This is a genomic window from Xenorhabdus beddingii, from assembly GCF_002127545.1.
In the GTDB taxonomy this organism is placed as follows: Bacteria; Pseudomonadota; Gammaproteobacteria; order Enterobacterales; family Enterobacteriaceae; genus Xenorhabdus; species Xenorhabdus beddingii.
In genome coordinates, this window is record NZ_MUBK01000017.1 from 1 (window position 1) to 19,139 (window position 19,139).

At 46.3% G+C, this 19,139-nt stretch carries 15 protein-coding genes and 2 pseudogenes; 7 read left to right on the forward strand and 10 right to left on the reverse strand.

The genetic code is table 11. From position 1 onward, the window contains the following. Window positions 1–158: pseudogene (locus tag Xbed_RS10965) on the forward strand (RNA-guided endonuclease InsQ/TnpB family protein); the annotation flags it as partial. Here the strand turns inward: Xbed_RS10965 and Xbed_RS10970 are convergent. From Xbed_RS10970 to pth, 3 genes and pseudogenes are all read right to left on the reverse strand, one after another. Then, window positions 143–496, reverse strand: a pseudogene (locus Xbed_RS10970) (NAD(P)H-dependent oxidoreductase); the annotation flags it as partial. The pseudogenes Xbed_RS10965 and Xbed_RS10970 overlap by 16 nt on opposite strands. An 80-nt stretch (window positions 497–576) precedes the next feature. Beyond that, window positions 577–1,668, reverse strand: coding sequence for a redox-regulated ATPase YchF (ychF, locus tag Xbed_RS10975; protein ID WP_086112971.1), 1,092 nt, complete (start codon window positions 1,666–1,668; stop codon window positions 577–579). Between the two features lie 111 nt (window positions 1,669–1,779). Continuing rightward, a complete protein-coding gene (gene pth / locus Xbed_RS10980; protein ID WP_086112972.1) occupies window positions 1,780–2,370 on the reverse strand; it encodes an aminoacyl-tRNA hydrolase in 591 nt (196 codons plus the stop codon). A 284-nt stretch (window positions 2,371–2,654) separates the two neighbouring features. On the opposite strand from pth, the gene ychH reads away from it, so the two are divergent. Then, a complete protein-coding gene (ychH, locus tag Xbed_RS10985; protein WP_086112973.1) occupies window positions 2,655–2,930 on the forward strand; it encodes a stress-induced protein YchH in 276 nt (91 codons plus the stop codon). Between the two features lie 204 nt (window positions 2,931–3,134). On the opposite strand, the gene Xbed_RS10990 is transcribed toward ychH, so the two are convergent. The 5 genes from Xbed_RS10990 to lolB form a co-directional block, all read right to left on the reverse strand. Next, window positions 3,135–5,108 (reverse strand): autotransporter outer membrane beta-barrel domain-containing protein, encoded by a 1,974-nt coding sequence (locus tag Xbed_RS10990; protein ID WP_086112974.1) that lies wholly within the window; start codon window positions 5,106–5,108, stop codon window positions 3,135–3,137. Between the two features lie 284 nt (window positions 5,109–5,392). Next, complete coding sequence (locus tag Xbed_RS10995) at window positions 5,393–7,336, reverse strand: autotransporter outer membrane beta-barrel domain-containing protein (RefSeq protein ID WP_086112975.1); 1,944 nt, start codon at window positions 7,334–7,336, stop codon at window positions 5,393–5,395. Window positions 7,337–8,109: 773 nt separating this feature from the next. Further along, window positions 8,110–9,057 carry a ribose-phosphate diphosphokinase gene (prs, locus tag Xbed_RS11000; protein ID WP_139837481.1) on the reverse strand — a complete coding sequence of 316 codons (948 nt, stop codon included), beginning with the start codon at window positions 9,055–9,057 and terminating at the stop codon, window positions 8,110–8,112. 67 nt (window positions 9,058–9,124) lie between these two features. Continuing rightward, window positions 9,125–10,024, reverse strand: coding sequence for a 4-(cytidine 5'-diphospho)-2-C-methyl-D-erythritol kinase (ispE, locus tag Xbed_RS11005; protein WP_086112977.1), 900 nt, complete (start codon window positions 10,022–10,024; stop codon window positions 9,125–9,127). After that, complete coding sequence (lolB, locus tag Xbed_RS11010; protein WP_086112978.1) at window positions 10,024–10,641, reverse strand: lipoprotein insertase outer membrane protein LolB; 618 nt, start codon at window positions 10,639–10,641, stop codon at window positions 10,024–10,026. Before lolB ends, ispE begins: the two co-directional genes overlap by 1 nt. Before the next feature lie 296 nt (window positions 10,642–10,937). Between lolB and hemA the strand changes: the two genes are divergently transcribed. The 5 genes from hemA (at window position 10,938) to kdsA (ending at window position 15,911) form a co-directional block, all read left to right on the forward strand. Further along, on the forward strand, window positions 10,938–12,200 hold the full coding sequence (gene hemA, locus Xbed_RS11015; protein ID WP_086112979.1) for a glutamyl-tRNA reductase: 1,263 nt from the start codon (window positions 10,938–10,940) through the stop codon (window positions 12,198–12,200). A gap of 30 nt (window positions 12,201–12,230) precedes the next feature. Continuing rightward, entirely contained in the window at window positions 12,231–13,313 is a 1,083-nt protein-coding gene (gene prfA / locus Xbed_RS11020; protein ID WP_086112980.1) for a peptide chain release factor 1, read from the forward strand. Further along, a complete protein-coding gene (gene prmC, locus Xbed_RS11025; RefSeq protein WP_086112981.1) occupies window positions 13,313–14,173 on the forward strand; it encodes a peptide chain release factor N(5)-glutamine methyltransferase in 861 nt (286 codons plus the stop codon). The genes prfA and prmC overlap by 1 nt, the downstream gene beginning before the upstream one ends. Then, complete coding sequence (sirB1, locus tag Xbed_RS11030; RefSeq protein WP_086112982.1) at window positions 14,157–14,966, forward strand: invasion regulator SirB1; 810 nt, start codon at window positions 14,157–14,159, stop codon at window positions 14,964–14,966. Before prmC ends, sirB1 begins: the two co-directional genes overlap by 17 nt. Before the next feature lie 90 nt (window positions 14,967–15,056). Continuing rightward, window positions 15,057–15,911, forward strand: a complete 855-nt coding sequence (gene kdsA, locus Xbed_RS11035; RefSeq protein ID WP_086112983.1) for a 3-deoxy-8-phosphooctulonate synthase — start codon at window positions 15,057–15,059, stop codon at window positions 15,909–15,911. 84 nt (window positions 15,912–15,995) lie between these two features. Here the strand turns inward: kdsA and dauA are convergent, their stop codons facing one another. Together dauA and Xbed_RS11045 are read right to left on the reverse strand one after the other, a co-directional pair. Then, the gene (dauA, locus tag Xbed_RS11040; RefSeq protein ID WP_086112984.1) at window positions 15,996–17,690 is read right to left on the reverse strand and encodes a C4-dicarboxylic acid transporter DauA; all 1,695 of its coding nucleotides are present in this window, start codon (window positions 17,688–17,690) and stop codon (window positions 15,996–15,998) included. Between the two features lie 112 nt (window positions 17,691–17,802). Further along, window positions 17,803–19,134: a phosphatase PAP2/dual specificity phosphatase family protein gene (locus Xbed_RS11045; RefSeq protein ID WP_086112985.1), complete on the reverse strand. Its 1,332-nt coding sequence runs from the start codon at window positions 19,132–19,134 to the stop codon at window positions 17,803–17,805. Window positions 19,135–19,139 lie beyond the last annotated feature (5 nt).

Here is a 19,139-nt window from a genome sequence, read left to right on the forward strand (position 1 = left end):
TCGTGTGTCAGGTATGCGGATATAGCGCCAATGCCGATATCAACGGTGCACGTAACATTTTAGCGGCAGGACATGTCGTGCTTGCCTGTGGAGGGAGGGTGCAGTCAGGCCGCCCGTTGAAGCAGGAACCCACCGAGGCGAGTCAGGCCCCGGTCTGAACGCGGTAGGGATCCCCGTCTTTTAGGACGGGGAGGATGTCAAGAAAAGGATAGTAAACGCTATCAACGCCTTTTCCTTCAAAAAATTGTTCGGGGTCTTCAAACGATTCCAGTGGTGCATTCCAGGTCACTGGAAACATATAAGTCTTGTCTTGTACCAGACCGCCAGAATCATATTTTTTTCTAGGATCATTGCGGGTTCTTCCATCATTTTTAAATAACGAACTATGGCCCGCACTAAAAACTTCATCAACGTATTTTTTTAAAATCCACGGGGCTTCCATCCCCCAACCCGGCATCTGATAAATAATGCTATCCGCCCAAAGAAATTTATCCAGCATAAATCCATCGCAGGGAAATAACAAAAAATCCACGCCATGGCGTGGATTTTTTGGGTGCCCGAAGACAAAAGAAACGATTAAACGTTAAACAAGAAGTTCATGACATCACCATCTTTAACGATATATTCTTTTCCTTCTGCGCGCATCTTGCCGGCTTCTTTCGCGCCTTGCTCACCTTTGTAAGTGATAAAATCGTCAAACGCGATGGTTTGGGCACGGATAAAGCCTTTTTCAAAGTCAGTGTGGATCTTGCCCGCCGCCTGTGGAGCGGTTGCACCGACAGGAATAGTCCAGGCACGTACTTCTTTCACGCCCGCAGTAAAGTAGGTTTGCAGGTTCAGCAGTTGGTAGCCCGCGCGAATAACACGGTTCAGGCCCGGCTCTTCCAGCCCCAGCTCAGCCATGAATTCTTCACGGTCGGCATCTTCCAGTTCTGCGATATCCGCTTCAATGGCAGCACAAACAGGAACAACAACCGAACCTTCGTTTTCCGCAATGGCACGGACGGTATCAAGGTGTGGGTTATTCTCAAAGCCATCTTCATTGACGTTGGCAATGTACATGGTGGGTTTCAGGGTCAGGAAACTCAGGTAACGGATCACCGCTTTTTCTTCTGCGCTCAGGTCTAAAGCGCGCAGCATACCGGCTTGTTCAAGGTGAGGAAGGCATTTCTCCAAAACGTCCAGTTCTGCCTTGGCGTCTTTATCGCCACCTTTGGCTTTCTTCTGTACACGCTGGATGGCGCGTTCGCAGGTATCCAAATCAGACAGCGCCAGTTCGGTGTTGATAACATCAATGTCAGAAGCAGGATCAACCTGACCAGAAACGTGAATGATATTGTCGTTTTCAAAGCAGCGTACCACATGGCCGATAGCTTCTGTTTCACGGATGTTGGTCAGAAATTGGTTGCCCAGACCTTCACCTTTCGAAGCCCCTTTTACCAGACCCGCAATGTCCACGAATTCCATCGTGGTTGGCAGTATGCGCTGGGGTTTGACAATCTCAGCCAATTGGTCAAGACGTGGGTCTGGCATCGGCACAACGCCTGTGTTTGGCTCGATAGTGCAAAACGGGAAGTTTGCTGCTTCGATACCTGCTTTGGTCAGCGCATTGAATAATGTAGATTTCCCAACGTTAGGCAGGCCAACGATACCGCATTTGAATCCCATAAATTTATCACCTTAGATCACTTATAAACCAACGGACATATGCCTGTCGGTGAGTTATACAAAATTGGCGCCATTATACACGCAATAATCGGCTGTGCCACGCACTCCCAGCTAGGCGCTGGCTTTAAAGGCATGTAGGCGGTTAATCGCCTTGGACATACCATCTTTGATAAGGATGTCAGTACAGCGCAATGCTTCATCAATGGCATCGTCAATCAGTTTTTGCTCACTGGCAGGAGGCTTGCCAAGCACAAAACCCACGACTTTGCTCTTGTCACCCGGATGGCCGATACCAACACGCAAGCGATGAAAGTTGGGGTTATTGCCGAATTTATTTTGGATGTCTTTCAAACCATTATGACCGCCATTGCTGCCACCCAATTTCATTTTTGCCACGCCGGGCGGTAGGTCCAGTTCATCATGGGCCACCAGAATCTCGTCTGGTTGGATGCGGTAGAATCCTGCCAGGGCAAGGACTGATTTACCACTGAGGTTCATGAACGTCGCCGGTACTAGCAGGCGAATATCTTGCCCACTGACGTTGATGCGGGCGGTATAGCCAAAAAATTTACTCTCTTCTTTCAGAGACTGGTTATGGCGTTGTGCTAACAAATCGACAAACCATGCTCCGGCATTATGTCTGGTCTGTGCATATTCAGCTCCAGGATTTGCCAGGCCAACGATTAATTTTATGTTACTCACTGTTTAGATTCGCTTATTGGCAATAGAACAAAAGGGGGATAGTTTACCGATCTCAAGGCTTGAGTACAAAACTCATTAATCGTGTTCTTAATAAATCTTATTTCAATAAAATGTAAAATATTAGGTCTAAATTTATACAGCTTGTGATCAAGGCCGCAATAACCTTTTAAATTTAAAGGCTATAATCAATATACAAAGAAGATAGTGACTTTCGTGCTTTTGAGTTCGTGGTTTTTACGCATTGGCGTTCACAAAGCGTTCACAAAAAGTATTGGAGGTGGGTTATGGGACGTAAACAAGCGTTTATTTTCGGTAATATTCTCATGGGATTGGGAATGGCGGCGATGCTTATCAGTTTAGCTTATATATTATTCAGCCACATTTTCAATTTTGGGTATTCAGAATTACTTTCAGGCAGTGCATTAATGGGATTATTCCTCGGTGCATTTATTTGGCTGGCTGGCGCCAGTGTGGGTGGCCGGGAACAGGTTACTGACAAATATTGGTGGCTGAAAAATTACGATGCGCGTTATCGCCGTAAAAAACATCGGCATTCGTAATTATTTCATGGGGTCTTTGACATAACTTGTTTTAAATAAACTGTCTTAAATAGATTGTGTTACATAAATTGTTGCATGTAGACGTGCTTCACAGATAAAAATTCTTCAATGAGTAGAGAATAAGGCGGCAATGTATTACCGCCTTATTCTTGCTTGTTAATTTCCTTTCGCATTTTTCCCTCAGCTTACCCAAAGTTAGCTATCTCAAAAACTGACATTGAAACCGAAGCTGAAATTATAGTTATTATCCGGGGAATTGTCGCTTTTTTCATGTGATACGGCGGTGAATGCATGAAAATTATTGGTCAAATTGGCATTAACCCCAACCGTGTATTGAACGTGGTTTCTATCCTGTTTTTGTCCCGGTTGGACAAAACTGGTTTTGGTCCAATTGATTGCGCTGCGAACAGTATAGCTCTCGTCATCGAATTGATGATTGAACAGAATAGAGGCATAAGGATTGAAACGCCCCAATTGAGTATCCACCCGCCAACCGATAGAACCCACTTTGGAATTATAGCGCTGTTCTCCAAAATGCATGGACGTACTATTTTTGCCTGATTCACGATAGCCATTGATAGTTCCTTTGTCCCAGGCATACTGCACGATTGGGCTGGTGGACAAATAGGGGGTGACAGGGATATTCCAGCCTGCGGTAATATGGGCTCCCCACTGTTTACCTGTGGTTGAACCCGTCTCTCTGCGGGTGGCACTGCCAAGCTGGATGGCACGGGTCAGGCTGTCATAGTGGGTGCGTGAATAATGCAAATCACCATTCACCCAGCCGTTGTCATCGTAATTCCATTGTGTATAAGCTGTCACGACATGAGCCGTGGCTGAATAACTGAAATTAGAGGTTGCATCCTGTTCATTTCGATAACGTGAAAGGGTGACGCCTAATAGTAGATTATCAGTCAGTTGATAATCGCTACCCAATACGAGGGTCGTATTGTTATTGCCGGTATAACCGCCGAATACGCCTATTTTTCCTTGGGCATGATGGCCATTGCGAAGTTGTTGCAAATGTCCATCAAGTGAGCTGAGCGTGTTTGTGACGGGAATTCGATTGATAGAGTTTAAGGCTATCACTTGTAGCGGGGCGTTATAGATCGACATAATGTACTGACCGATTATCTTATGTGCCGCCGGTGTCGGGTGAAATTCATCAGAAAACAAGTATGACTGGCTGTTATCAAAATCGGGATCGGAAGAAGAGCAATGCATGGCAGCAAACAGGTCTGGTGGACAGGCATAGCCCAGAGTATTGGAGAAACCATAAATGGTGGGATTCTCAATCACTTCCCGTAATAAGCCGTTGATATCAGCACGCAGGATATTACCATCACCAAGCTGTTCGTCTTCCTTTCGGTTGAACTCATCAGAAAATTCGGAAGCCATTTTGCTATTTTTATTATAGGCATCAAGTAGTTGACGGTAAACTTCTTTCGCTTTATTGGGGTCTTGGGGAGAGTTTTTGTCGGCAATCTGTTTAAAAACGCCTTCGATAATTTTATTCCGGTATTCGTTATTTGGGGTAGGGTATTTGTTGATGGCTTGATGAACTTGTTTTATCGTATTATCGATCTCTTTCTTAGGTAGTCCTTTTTTTTCCAAAGCCGCCCGAAGTACGGCCTCTAAAATTTTTGGTGTTATACCCACATCGGGAACATTAGGTACAATGACCAATCCTGCCCCAGCCTTAAGAAGTTTATTGACCTGCGATGCGGCGTCGGCGGCGCCATAATTGATAAAATGTTCCTTGCCACCACTTGCAAACTGTTTCAGGGCATAGGCAATATTATTGCCCCCCACCCAATGTATGTACACACCATTAGGATCAGCCCGTCCAGAGTGAGCTTTCAGATAATCATCAAGTTGTTTTTCCGTGGAATTAACAAAAAAATCCGAGGGATCTCCTGCACCATTAGTCGTAGCCCCTCCATACGCATAATTAGTACCACCACGTTCAGATGGGATTAATTTTTTTCCAGTGAGTTTGTCTGCTATATACTCATCATAGAGTTCGGAGTCTTTTCCATCTGTTGTAAATCTCCCAATATTTCCCCCATCACTTAAACTATCACCAAAAACATAAACATTATTGTAGGCATGGACATGGGTAGTAAAACTTAATAAGCATGCTGCTGTGGCGGGGATTAAAAAAAGTGCTCTTTTCATTTTTTTCTCCGGGAAAAAATAGTTCGCTATTTTTATGTCAGCCCAACACCATGAATTAAAAATAAATTTTCTTATCTATATTATTTGGTTGCAGGCTGATTTCATCCTGATACTACTTTTGTCTACCTATATGGAAGTTCAACCTGATGTTAAAATGTGTCTGCGAATGCTCAATGGAGAGAAAATAAAAACGCAAGGCAGTAGGATGATTGCCTTGCGTTGCTTATCGAGGGTCTATTTCTGTTTTTTAGAAGGTCAATTTACATCGATTTATTGCGACAGAATTAGAAACTGGCGTTAATACCTAAACTGAAATTGTAGTTAGGATCTTGAGCACTGCCGTCATGACGAGTGACGGAAGCAAATCCACGCAGGTTATTGAAGAGTTTCGCGTTCACGCCGACGGTGTATTGGCGCCAGTTGGTGCTCTGTTTGCCACTCTCCTGCACAAAAGAAGTTTCGCTGGAATTAATCGCACCGCTCAGTTTATAGTGGGTATCACCAAATTGGTGATTGAACTGGATGGAGGCGTAAGGATTGAAGCGTCCCAGATGGGTATCCACCCGCCAGCCCACGGTTCCCACTTCAGACGTATAGTTTTGATCACCAAAATGCATGGAAGCGCTGCTGTTATCGGGTTCACGATAGCCATCAACTTCACCTTTGCTCCAGGCATACTGTACGATTGGGCTGGTGCTCAGATAGCTGGTGACAGGGATATCCCAACCTGCGGCAATACGCGCTCCCCATTGTTTACCTGTGGTTGAACCCGTTTCTCTGCGGGTGGCTTCACCAAGCTGGATGGAACGGGTCAGGCTATCATAGTGGGTACGTGAATAATGCAGGTCGCCACTCAGCCAGCCGTTGCGGTAGTAATTCCACAATGTGTAGGCTGTCAGAACATGGCCACGGCCTGCATAAGTGAAGTCAGCCGCCGGCGTGCGTTCATCTTTATAGTTAGAGTACATGCCACCCAACAGCAGGTTATCCAGCAACTGATAATCGCCACCCAGGGTAAAGGTTTTGTTCTGGCTGCCCGTGTAGCCACCAAAAATACCGATCTTACCCTGTTCATTGCCGCCGTTGCGCAGTTGTTGCAGGTGACCGTCAAGGGAAGAGAGCGCACTTTTAACCGGCGCACGGTTAACCTGATTCAGGGTCATGACCTGAAATGGCGCATTGTAAATAGAGACAATATATTGACCCATTATCTTGTGTCCCAACGGCGTTGGGTGGAAATCATCAGAGAATAGGAACTGTTTGTCTTTGGTAAATCCTGAATCGTTGGAGGAGCATTTATCGGCGCTTTTGCCTTGTTCACAGGCATAACCTAACGTGTTTTGGATGCCATAAATAGTCGGATTTTCTATAACTTCTTTCAGCAAGCCATTGATATCAGCGCGTAGGATATTGCCACCATGTTTGCTGATTTTTTTATCGACTAAATCGTTATAAGTGTTAGTGCGTTCTGAAGCCTCTTTGCTGATTTTTCCATAGCCTTCTGTGAGTTCTTTTTCAATCGCTTCAGCAGAAGCCCCCGGAATTAATTTCGCCCCTTTTTCTGCCAGCCCATGGAAAACTTTTTTTAATGCAAAATCACGCGCTGCCCCATTGGGGATTTCATATTTATTAATTTCTGCATGAATGCCTTGTAAAATAAGGTTGACATTATCTTCGGGGATACCTTTGCTTTTCAATCCTTCTTTTATCATGTTTTCCATCAGCTTAGGTGTTATTCCTACATTAGGAACGTTAGGCACGATAATCAGTCCGGCACCTTTTTCGATCAGTTCATTAATTTGATTGGCTGCTGCGGTCGCGCTGGTATTAACAATGTTATAACCCTGCCGAGGATCTTTCTGACCAGCAATGAGGGCGTAGGCAAGGTCATTACCACCTACCCAATGAATATAGATGGCATTGGAGTCGGCTTGCTGATCATGAGCATTCAGGTAGGCTTCTACTTGTTGTCTGGTATTTTTCCCGCCTTTAATGTATTCAAGAGCTGTCGCCCCACCCTGAGCATAGTTAGCACCATCCTTTATGCCTATGAGTTGACCAATATAGTCATAATATAACTTACTGGTTGTACCATCTGAGGTATATCTTGTTTTACCATCGGTCAGGCTATCACCGATATCCACGAGCTTGTCATAAGCATTGGCATTAGAAATGGCATTGATTGAAAGCGCTAACAGTGCAGGTGTGAATAAAAATGCCTTTTTCATTGGCATTCTCCTTAAGAAGTTGTTTTTGTTATTAATCAGCCTCTCGTCTCTGCATAAAAAGCATTCTGAGACGCTGAGTGTTTGGTTATTTAAGTCAATAAATATCAGGCAGTTAACTTCATGATCATGGCTGCCAGCAATTAAGTATGGTTCCCTGTTATCGATATTCCATGTTGCTGCTGATTTTTTATAAATAATGTGATGTCAGAATACCCAATGCTTGAAGACTTCCTAAAATAGTCTGATGAATACTCACTCGTAAGTTAGTAGATTCAGACTAAAAAGCGCTGACTTTATTTTTAATACTGGTTGCAAATATATTAGATAAATTTATTTTTCAAGTTAGGAGATAATACCTGTCTATTGATACAATTTTGTGACGCGAGAAAATGAAAAAACCTGTCGCCATCAGGTTTTCAGCAGGTTAGCAGCAACAATTCAATGACACCAGCATTGTGAAAGGGTTTGATAACTGGACGTACCAGATGGTTTGGCGTGTTGGTGAGAAATTAATTTCAGTCTGAATGTAAATTCATCATTTTTCTTTATTAAGAAAAATTCACGATAACTTAGTTAAATTGTTGATAATATTAATTATTAACTCAGTTTTTCTATTTATCGATGTTATTAGTTATTAATAAAATAGTAAACCAGGTATATAAAATAAACAGAAAACCCCGTTACTGCGGATGCAGTAACGGGGTTTTGCAAGCAATGCGTTATTTAATCATTTGAATAAGTTAGCGCTTAATATTTACGCTAAGGCTTAAACATTAGTGTTCAAACATCGCAGAGATGGACTCTTCATTGCTGATACGACGAATAGCTTCAGCAAGCATGCCAGACAGTGTCAAAGTACGCACTTTGTTCAACGCCTTGATCTCATCAGACAGAGGAATGGTGTCGCAGACAATAAATTCATCTATCACTGAGTTCTTGATGTTTTCTACTGCATTACCAGAGAAGATAGGGTGGGTAGCATAAGCAAACACCCGCTTCGCTCCGCGCTCTTTCAATGCTTCAGCCGCTTTGCACAGTGTGCCGCCTGTATCGATCATGTCATCAACCAGAACGCAATCGCGGCCAGCAACATCACCAATAATATGCATCACTTGAGAAACGTTTGCGCGTGGGCGACGCTTATCAATGATAGCCATATCGGTATCGTTCAGCAGCTTGGCAATCGCACGGGCACGGACAACACCGCCGATGTCTGGGGAAACAACGATAGGGTTTTCCAGATCTTGCTGGAGCATATCTTCCAGCAGGATTGGGCTACCAAATACATTATCAACCGGAACATCAAAGAAACCCTGGATCTGTTCGGCGTGCAGGTCAACCGTGAGAACACGGTCTACTCCAACGCTGGACAAAAAGTCCGCGACAACTTTGGCGGTGATAGGTACACGAGCTGAACGAACACGGCGATCCTGACGGGCATAACCGAAGTAAGGAATAACGGCAGTAATACGGCCAGCAGAAGCACGACGTAGCGCGTCAACCATAACGACTAATTCCATCAGGTTGTCGTTGGTTGGAGCACAGGTGGATTGGATGATGAAAACATCACCACCACGTACATTTTCATTGATTTGAACACTGACTTCACCGTCGCTGAAACGACCGACGGCAGCGTCTCCCAGGCTAGTGTACAGGCGGTTGGCAACACGTTGTGCTAGTTCAGGTGTAGCATTACCAGCAAAAAGCTTCATATCGGGCACGGGATAAACCTCAGGCTTGCGTCCAGAGAGATATTGTTGACCAATCAAACAAACATTGCTCATTGGGTCAATAACACGAGTATATCCCAGAGCGGAATGTATGCAACGGAGAAATGTTAACGCCACGCGCAACAAAGCCCTGCATCCACTCTGGGGCTAAATTTAACACCTTACGGGCTGATGCTTCGGATTCGAACTCGCCGAAAACACATGCACCAGTTCCGGTCAGGCGTGACGGTGCGTATTCTAGCAGCCATAAAAGAAGCTGTTCAACCTCACGAAAACGTTTTCTTGCAATTGGTTCACAATCATTTGCAAACGGTGCCTGTAATAATGCGGGCAGAGCACGAATCGGAGAATTTCTTTTTAATTCAGGATCTGTGAAGATTATCGGGGTTGCTATCTCAATTCCGGGGTGAGCGACCAAAAACCATTTCTCTTCCGGTGAGGCGGGCTGGAGTTTTTCCCCAATGCCTTCGGCGAAGGCTGCGTGACCTTTGACAAAGACGGGAACGTCAGCACCCAGACTGACTCCCAACTGCGCCAGTTCGTCATCGGACAGGTTAGCCTGCCAATGAGCGTTCAGGGCGACCAATATTGTTGCCGCATTGGAAGAACCGCCCCCCAAACCGCCCCCCATCGGCAGACATTTATCAATTTGAATGTCTGCCCCCAGACAGGGCGTTCCGGGTTGAGAACTTGCAGGGTGATTGTGTAATCTGCGCTTGTGTAATAAATGCGCCTGCAATAATCGGGCAGCACGCACGATCAAATTATCATCATGGGCTACGCCTGCAACCGGGGTCAGCAAACGGATCTGATTATCTTGGCGGGGGGTGATGGTTATTTCATCGCCATAATCCAGAAATTGGAACAAGGTTTGTAATTCGTGGTAGCCATCGGGACGCTGCCCTGTGATATACAAAAATAAATTCAATTTTGCCGGGGAAGGCCAGGTCAAAGTCATTATTGAGTCGTCCAGTTATCCATCTTTAGCTTTATGCGGTTTTTTCCTTGAGTCAGCTCCAGGCGATTGGGTAAGGCTGGGATCGTCGAGGTATCATATCCCTGATAATTGACCTGCCATCTTTCCCCTTTTTTTCGGTCACTGACGGATTTAAGCAGGTAATTGGCGTCGAGCTGAAAATCTTTGGCATCACCGGGCAAACCAATCATCCAACTTTTAAGATTATCCAGCGGGATATTCATATTGGTAAGCTGATAAATTAAAGATTCAGGGTCATCACTGAGGTACTTCTTACCATTATTGTCAGTGAGCTGAACGCTGTTTGGCTCAACGAATAATTCCAATTCTGTCGTACCCAAGGGATTTAGCAGCAGTAATTTATAATTGTCAGGTGAATATTGTTGCCAGAAAAAACGAGCATAAACTTTTTTTTCATCTGCCAGATAAGCAAAAGCGCCTCTGGTCTGGTAATGCTCCAGCTTTTGCAGTTGCTGTTTGCGGGCATGCCATTGCGGGCTATCCGCTGAACCGGTGCCTGTGAGCGGTTGTGTGACGGTACAGGCAGTCAGTAAGACACCGGAAAGGGGAAGCAGGCGGAAAAAAGAAAATATTTTCATACGGTAACCCTTGGCAATAGGAGAGTTTGACACTGGCAATTCATTGGGAAATTTTTTGAGCAATCTATTGGTAGAGGATGTGCCATCCAAGTTTATAATCAAGGGACTAATTTAGCGAAAATTTGGTAAGAATTCTCAAATAAATTATCGGATAACTGTCTGATTGACTTTTATTGCATTGACGCATCAAGTAAAATGCCCAGCCAATGAGAGTCCTTATGAAGGGTGTGAGTTTATGAGAATAGTTATTAATATCATCATGAATCTGATCCCCGTGATAACTCAACGCAGTTAACATGACTTTATTAGCACTGGGTATCAACCATAAAACAGCCCCTGTTTCTTTGCGTGAACGGGTGGCCTTTTCTCCTGACACGATAGGGCTTGCTCTTGATGACCTGCTCCAGCAACCGCTGGTGCGGGGTGGTGTCGTTTTGTCAACCTGCAATCGCACCGAACTTTATCTCAGTGTAGAACAGCAAGATAATTTTAAAGAGCAGTTAATTCATTGGCTATGCCGCTATCATCAGCTTAATCCTGAAGACGTGAAAGCCAGCCTCTATTGGCATTTAAATGATGATGCGGTCAGCCATTTGATGCGAGTCGCCAGTGGCCTCGATTCTCTTGTATTGGGAGAACCGCAGATTTTGGGGCAGGTGAAGAAAGCCTTCGCTGAGTCGCAAAATTACCAGTCTTTATCGGGTGAGCTGGAACGCTTGTTCCAAAAATCTTTCTCAGTGGCCAAACGGGTCAGAACAGAAACTGAAATTGGTGCCAATGCCGTTTCCGTGGCGTTTGCCGCCTGTACGCTTGCACGGCAAATTTTCGAATCTCTTTCTCAACTGACCATTTTGCTGGTGGGGGCAGGGGAAACGATTGAACTGGTCGCCCGTCACCTTAAAGAACACGGGGTGCATCACATGATGATTGCCAACCGTACCAAAGAGCGGGCGCAGATACTTGCCAGCGAAGTGAATGCGGAAGTCATTTCCCTGCCGGACATTGATACCCGGTTGGCTGAAGCCGATATTGTGATCAGCTCCACCGCCAGCCCATTGCCGATTATTGGAAAGGGAATGGTTGAACGGGCGTTGAAGTTACGCCGTAACCAGCCGATGTTGTTGGTAGATATTGCGGTTCCCCGTGATATTGAGCCGGATGTTGAAAAATTAAGTGATGTTTACCTGTACAGTGTTGATGACTTACAGGCCATCATCCAGCAAAACCTCGCCCAACGTAAAGCCGCAGCGGTGGTTGCAGAAGGGATTGTGCAACAAGAGAGCAGCCACTTCATGGATTGGTTGCGTTCTCAGGGGGCAGTTAATACAATTCGCGAATATCGAGAACAGGCAGAGAAAATCAGGGCTGAAATGACGGCAAAAGCATTGATGTCCATCAAGCAAGGGGCCGATGCTGAACAGGTCATTAACCAATTGACTCACCAATTGACGAATCGTCTGATTCACACACCGACTAAATCTCTCCAACAGGCCGCCAGTGATGGCGATTTGGAACGCCTGAATCTATTACGGGACAGCCTTGGGCTGGATCATAACTAACCCTATCCTAAATAAGGTCTGATATTACGAATGAAGCCTTCTATTGTCGCTAAATTGGAAGCATTGCAAGAACGCCATGAAGAAGTTTTGGCTCACCTCGGTGATGCGGAAGTGATCACTGATCAAGAGCGTTTTCGTGCATTATCAAAGGAATACGCTCAACTTACCGATGTGACCAACTGTTTTAAAGCCTGGAAAAGCGTGCAGGATGATATCGGAACAGCCGAGATGATGCTTGATGATCCCGAAATGCGGGAAATGGCGCAGGAAGAACTCAAAGACGCAAAAATTCGTAATGAAGAATTGGAACAGCAACTCCAGGTGCTGTTATTGCCTAAAGATCCGGATGATGAACGCAATTGTTTCCTCGAAGTCCGTGCCGGAACCGGTGGGGATGAAGCGGCCATATTTGCCGGGGATTTATTCCGCATGTATAGCCGTTATGCAGAATCCCGCCGTTGGAAAGTGGAGATCATGAGCGCCAGTGAGGGTGAACATGGTGGATACAAAGAAGTGATTGCGAAAGTTTCTGGTGAACACGTTTACGGTCACTTGAAATTTGAATCAGGTGGTCATCGCGTCCAGCGCGTACCGGAAACGGAATCTCAGGGACGTATTCATACCTCTGCCTGTACGGTCGCTATTCTGCCGGAAATTCCGGAAGCCGAATTACCGGACATCAGCCCCGGCGATTTGAAAATTGATACTTTTCGTTCTTCCGGCGCGGGTGGGCAGCACGTCAATACCACTGACTCTGCAATTCGGATTACCCACCTGCCAACAGGCATTGTCGTAGAGTGTCAGGATGAGCGTTCCCAACATAAAAACAAGGCCAAAGCGATGTCCGTGCTTGCTGCGCGCATCCGGGCTGCCGAGGCACGAAAACGTCAGGAAGCGGAGGCTTCTGAGCGCCGCAATCTGCTGGGTTCCGGCGACCGTTCAGATCGCAACCGTACCTATAACTTCCCACAAGGACGAGTGACCGATCACCGTATCAACCTGACGCTATACCGTCTTGAAGAAGTGATGGAAGGTAAACTGGATATGCTTATCCAGCCTATCATTACCGAATATCAGGCAGATCAGCTATCCGCATTGTCAGAGCAGGATTGATGAATTATCAACATTGGCTCCAACATGCGACCAGGCAGTTGACCGAAAGTGACAGTCCTAAACGTGATGCAGAAATCCTGCTGCAATATGTCACAGGGCGCTCCCGCACTTATTTAATCGCCTTCAATGAAACGCCTATTTCATCGGCAGAAGCTCATCAGCTTGATGCGTTGCTGGCGCGCCGCATTCAGGGGGAGCCGATCGCTTACATTGTGGGTGAGCGTGAATTCTGGTCGTTGTCGCTTGCCGTATCCCCCGCGACCTTGATCCCGCGTCCTGATACGGAGTGCCTGGTTGAAAAGGCACTGGAATTGTTACCTGATTTACCGGCACAGATTTTGGATCTGGGTACGGGAACCGGGGCAATTGCATTGGCTTTGGCCAGTGAACGACACGACTGTCACATAACCGGGGTAGATATTAACCCGGATGCCGTCGCATTGGCGAAACACAATGCTGAAAAAAATGCGGGAAAACTGTCTTTTCACAATGTGAATTTTTTGCAAAGTGCATGGTTTTCTGCGGTGGGAAACCGACAATTTGATATGATTGTCAGTAATCCTCCGTATATTGATGAACGTGATCCTCATCTGCGTACAGGCGATGTCAGGTTTGAACCGGCCACGGCATTGATTGCTGCCCAGAAAGGCATGGCAGACTTGCAGGCCATTGTGGAGCAGGCTTGCCGCTTCCTGTTACCAAACGGATGGCTATTATTGGAACATGGCTGGAAACAGGGGATCGTTGTCAGAAACCTATTTTTGGAAAACGGTTATCAACAGATAACGACTTTTCAGGATTATGGTGGTAACGAACGTATTACAGTAGGTCGATGGAATAAAGATGAAAACCATAGTTAATTATGAATTCAATAGTGCCTCCCTGATTGACGGTATTATTCTAATAACACGGGCCATTCGTCCTGATTTTCCTCAAACGTTGGTGACTGAACAGTTAGCTGCCTTGGTTGAAGAAGCCCGGCAGAAACTCGCCTCCATTACCGACACTAAAGTAAAATTGCAGTCATTATTGACACTTTTTTACCGCGAATGGAAATTCGGCGGGGCAAATGGGGTGTACTGCTTGTCTGATACCCTGTGGTTGGATAGTGTCCTGCGTTCACGCCAGGGCGCTCCCGTGGCGTTGGGGACCGTATTTTCACATATTGCTCAGGCGTTGGCTTTGCCAGTACAGCCGGTAATATTTCCGACACAGCTCATCTTGCGGATTGATTTAGTGGATGAACCTGTATGGTTTGTTAATCCCATGAATGGCGATACGCTGAACGAACATACACTGGATGTCTGGCTGAAAGGCAATATTGGCCCGACTATTCGTCTGGAAAAGAAAGACTTACAAGAAGCTGACAATATCAGTCTCGTGCGAAAAGTCACTGACACCATCAAAGTTTCTTTAATGGAAGAGAAAAAGATGGAACTGGCACTTAAGGCCAGTGAAATTGTGCTGATGTTTGACCCCGATGACCCGTATGAAATCCGCGACCGGGGGCTTATCTATGCGCAGCTCGATTGCAATCACATTGCTGTCTTGGATTTGAGTTATTTTGTGGAGCACTGCCCTGAGGACCCTATCTCAGAAATGATAAAAATGCAGATTAACTCCATTGAGCAGAGAATGATCGTCCTACATTAAATCGCATCATGAGACGAAATTTTTTTGCCCCTGATTTATTGTTATGGATACAGCAAATTTATTTGCCCTTAATTAAGAGAAGGTATAAGCATGCAACAGAAAGTGGTTAATATTGGTGACATCAAGGTCGCAAATGATCTGCCTTTTGTACTGTTTGGTGGTATGAATGTCCTTGAATCACGGGATTTGGCCATGCGTATTTGTGAGCATTATGTGACCGTAACGCAAAAACTGGGCATTCCTTATGTTTTCAAAGCCTCTTTTGATAAGGCTAACCGTTCTTCGATCAGTTCCTATCGCGGGCCGGGTTTGGAAGAGGGAATGAAAATCTTTCAGGAGCTGAAACAGACTTTCGGCGTAAAAATCATCACTGATGTGCATGAACCTGCGCAAGCCCAGCCGGTTGCGGATGTGGTTGATGTTATCCAGTTGCCCGCTTTCCTTGCCCGTCAGACCGATTTGGTTGAAGCGATGGCGAAAACAGGCGCCATTATCAACATCAAAAAGCCTCAGTTCGTCAGCCCGGGTCAAATGGGCAACATTGTCGAGAAATTCAAAGAAGGCGGCAACGATCAGGTGATCTTGTGTGACCGAGGCAGCAACTTTGGTTACGACAATCTGGTGGTTGACATGCTGGGCTTTGGTGTCATGAAACAAGCCACCCATGGCGCTCCGGTGATTTTCGACGTGACGCATTCATTGCAGTGCCGTGATCCGTTTGGTGCCGCTTCCGGTGGTCGCCGTGCACAAGTCTCTGAACTGGCTCGTGCGGGTATGGCGGTAGGGATTGCGGGTCTGTTCCTTGAATCTCACCCTGATCCAGAAAATGCGCGATGTGATGGTCCATCCGCATTGCCATTGGCAAAACTGGAGCCATTCCTGATGCAGATGAAAGCGATTGATGATGTGGTGAAAAATTTCCCGGAGCTGGATACCAGCAAATAATCACTGAATCTGTCGGGTTTTTCTGATAAACGGTTACAGGGTAAATGACCTGTAACCGTTTTTTGTTTCGCCGAAGTACTCAGGCTAAGCGGGATCTATTTCTTGCAACGCCTTGGATAAAGTGGCATAAAAACTCAATTGCCCTTCAATCGGTTCGATTTTGGCTCGTGCCAGTGTTTTCAAAGGCTGAAAGGAGATATCGCACACAACAATGTGTTTTTCTTGGCCCATCTCCCGGACAAAGCCCTGAAAGGCGTGCAGACCGCCCGCATCCAGAACCGGAACCGCATCCCACTGCATAACAATAGCTTGATAGTCGGCTCCTGTTTCTTTCAGTTCCGCAAAAATACGCTCTGCGGCGGCGAAAAACAGCGGGCCGTTAATGCGCACAACCAGCAAACCTTTATCATGACTCGTTGACGGAGAAAGGCTGATCCGCGTCATGTTGGCAATTTTGCGCATAAACAGGAGTGAGGCCAGCACAATGCCTATTGTGATTGCCACGACCATATCAAACAGAACCGTCAATGACAGGCACAGCAACATGACAATAATGTCGTCTTTGGGGGCACGACGGATTAAATCCACAACCTTATGGGCTTCACTCATATTCCACGCCACAATCAGCAAAATGGCTGACATTGCCGCCAGTGGGAGATAAGAGAGCATCGGGGCGAGAACCAACAGTGTCAATAATACCAGCAGAGAATGAACAACTGCCGCAATCGGAGAGGTCGCACCTGCCCGGACATTGGCGGCTGAACGGGCAATAGCGGCCGTTGCGGTGATCCCGCCAAAGAAAGGGGCGATAATATTACCCATGCCCTGACCCATCAATTCACTGTTGGAATGATGTTTTTTCCCCGTCATTCCATCCAGAATAACGGCACACAGCAGGGACTCAATCGCCCCCAACATGGCCATTGAAAAAGCAGCCGGCAACAGGGCGGATACGGTATCCCAGCTAATGTCAAAAGCATGGGTATCGGGCAAATTCCACGGCAGAACAAATTGAGGAAGAATGGGGGGAATTCCCTGACCGAGTGTCCCATCTTCCAGCGTATAGCTGAATGATGAACCAATGGTTGCCACATCATGACCCAACAGGTGCATGATCCCCATAACCCCCGTGCCTGCAATTAAAGCCGGTAAGTGACCCGGTAACTTCAATCCCAGTTTTGGCCAAAAAATCAATATCAGAAGCGTGGTTAAACCGATGAGTGTATCGCTGAGTTGCCATGAAGGAAGTGCCTGGGAGAGGGCAATCACCTTATTAATATAATTTTCCGGCACATGTTCCAGTTTCAGGCCGAAGAAATTCTGCACCTGCATGGTGGCGATAGTTATTGCGATCCCAGAAGTGAATCCCAGAGTGACAGACAGGGGGATGTATTCAATAAGCCGGCCAAAACGCGCCAATCCCATGACGAGCAAAATAATGCCTGACATAAAGGTGGCGATGAGCAGACCACTCAGGCCAAATTGCTGTGAAACCGGATAGAGGATCACCACAAAAGCTGCCGTTGGCCCGGAAACGCTGTAGCGAGATCCTCCGGTGATAGCAATGACAATCCCGGCAATGGCCGCAGTATACAGGCCATATTGTGGTGCAACACCACTGCCGATTGCCAGAGCCATTGCCAGCGGGATCGCAATAATTCCCACCGTGATCCCCGCAATCATGTCTTTGATAAAACGGTGAAAAGAGTAAGTTTCTTTCCAACAGGCGTCAATCAACGCACTAAATGGACGTATCCCCTTAATTTTACGACTATTCATTGAAATAAAAACCAAAAATAAGACATCAAAAGATGATCTGGAAAAGGAGATGCCAGCATATCGCGTTTGTCAGTTCAGAAAGGTGTTATATGTCATAAAGTTAACTAATAGATTAACGAAATTGTTTTTCCCATTGTGCAAGGACATCCCGGTGTGTCTGCCTGAACGTTACGTGGGGTCTGGCTTGACGCAATAGATTGATAACGTCGGCAATAGCATATTCAGGATGCTGTTTCAGCAACCATGCGGCCACAACCAGTGCACTACGGGACAATCCCAGTGTGCAATGAATGAACACCCCACCTTTTTGGTGCAGATTATCCAGCGTACAGACGGCGGATTCTAGTGCTTCAGGCATGATCGGCAGTAAATCGATTTGGGGCAGGCAAACATAATTTTCTGTATCGTCGTCTGGTCGCCGGTGCCACTCTGCTGTCATATCCAGCACACTGACCGTATGGGTTGATTGGATGGTTGATTTATGCGGCAAACAGCCAAGAATGATCCCTTCTGCGATTTGATTATAAGGTGCGCTTTTTCTCCGAAACCAAAGATAGGAGAACCAGGCACCCAATTGATAGGGTGCCATTAGCCAGCGCGCAGACAATGACATGCGGCCATCTGATTGCTTTTGAAACACTGAACTTCCCAATCCAGCGTAGCCGAGAGTGACCATCAATAATGATATGGCCGGCCACAACAGGAGCCAGAACGCGCCACCTAATCCACATGCCATGAGTGCAAAAAACAGGCTTCCCACAGCATAATAACCAACTAATTTTCTGGCATAGCTATCTTGGCTTGGCTGCCAGTGCCAGCGGTGTGAAATGGGCAGCAGGTAACTGATCACCACACCCACGGCAAAACCGGTAATCACATCAATAAAATGATGTTGCCAGGTCGTGAGAACCGATAACGCAATGAGGGCAGACCAGATATGCAGCAACCCGCGCCAATAACCGTGCAAGTGGGCTGAATAACGCAACCAGAGCAACCATAGCAGGATAATATGTAAGGAAGGGGCTTGGTTATACGGCAGATCAAACAGTTCCAGTTGATCGAATAACCAGCCAAAAACGCTGTCAGTCGCAGGACGGGAAAACGAAAATTTCAGCGGGAATAGCAGGAACCCAAGACAGGCAATCAGTGATGCTGTCACTAATCGCCAACCGTGAAACCATTGTTCACGGCGGCGGGTGCAGATAAACAGCGATACCCCGTAAAACACATCGATACTCCAGTAAGGAATAATCGTCCATGACCAGAAAGGGATCTGATGTTCCCAACCGAACACCATAACGTCCACATCGTCCCTTTGCGCCGTGAATTGATTGACTTGCCCATAGGTCATAAAAAAGAACGGCGCGAGAAACAACAGCCAGACAGCGGCGGTTAGCCACAAACGGGGGCGACTATCGTGGGGAAGTTTGGTCGGGTGTTTCATCCAGT

Bases quoted from the DNA above. Each gene is read 5' to 3' on its own strand.
- hemA (WP_086112979.1), top strand. From the start codon at position 10,938: ATGACTTTATTAGCACTGGGTATCAACCATAAAACAGCCCCTGTTTCT.
- Xbed_RS10990 (WP_086112974.1), bottom strand. From the start codon at position 5,108: ATGAAAAGAGCACTTTTTTTAATCCCCGCCACAGCAGCATGCTTATTA.
- sirB1 (WP_086112982.1), top strand. From the start codon at position 14,157: ATGAAAACCATAGTTAATTATGAATTCAATAGTGCCTCCCTGATTGAC.
- ychH (WP_086112973.1), top strand. From the start codon at position 2,655: ATGGGACGTAAACAAGCGTTTATTTTCGGTAATATTCTCATGGGATTG.
- Xbed_RS10995 (WP_086112975.1), bottom strand. From the start codon at position 7,336: ATGAAAAAGGCATTTTTATTCACACCTGCACTGTTAGCGCTTTCAATC.
- lolB (WP_086112978.1), bottom strand. From the start codon at position 10,641: ATGAAAATATTTTCTTTTTTCCGCCTGCTTCCCCTTTCCGGTGTCTTA.
- Xbed_RS11045 (WP_086112985.1), bottom strand. From the start codon at position 19,134: ATGAAACACCCGACCAAACTTCCCCACGATAGTCGCCCCCGTTTGTGG.
- dauA (WP_086112984.1), bottom strand. From the start codon at position 17,690: ATGAATAGTCGTAAAATTAAGGGGATACGTCCATTTAGTGCGTTGATT.
- prmC (WP_086112981.1), top strand. From the start codon at position 13,313: ATGAATTATCAACATTGGCTCCAACATGCGACCAGGCAGTTGACCGAA.
- ispE (WP_086112977.1), bottom strand. From the start codon at position 10,024: ATGACTTTGACCTGGCCTTCCCCGGCAAAATTGAATTTATTTTTGTAT.
- ychF (WP_086112971.1), bottom strand. From the start codon at position 1,668: ATGGGATTCAAATGCGGTATCGTTGGCCTGCCTAACGTTGGGAAATCT.
- kdsA (WP_086112983.1), top strand. From the start codon at position 15,057: ATGCAACAGAAAGTGGTTAATATTGGTGACATCAAGGTCGCAAATGAT.
- prfA (WP_086112980.1), top strand. From the start codon at position 12,231: ATGAAGCCTTCTATTGTCGCTAAATTGGAAGCATTGCAAGAACGCCAT.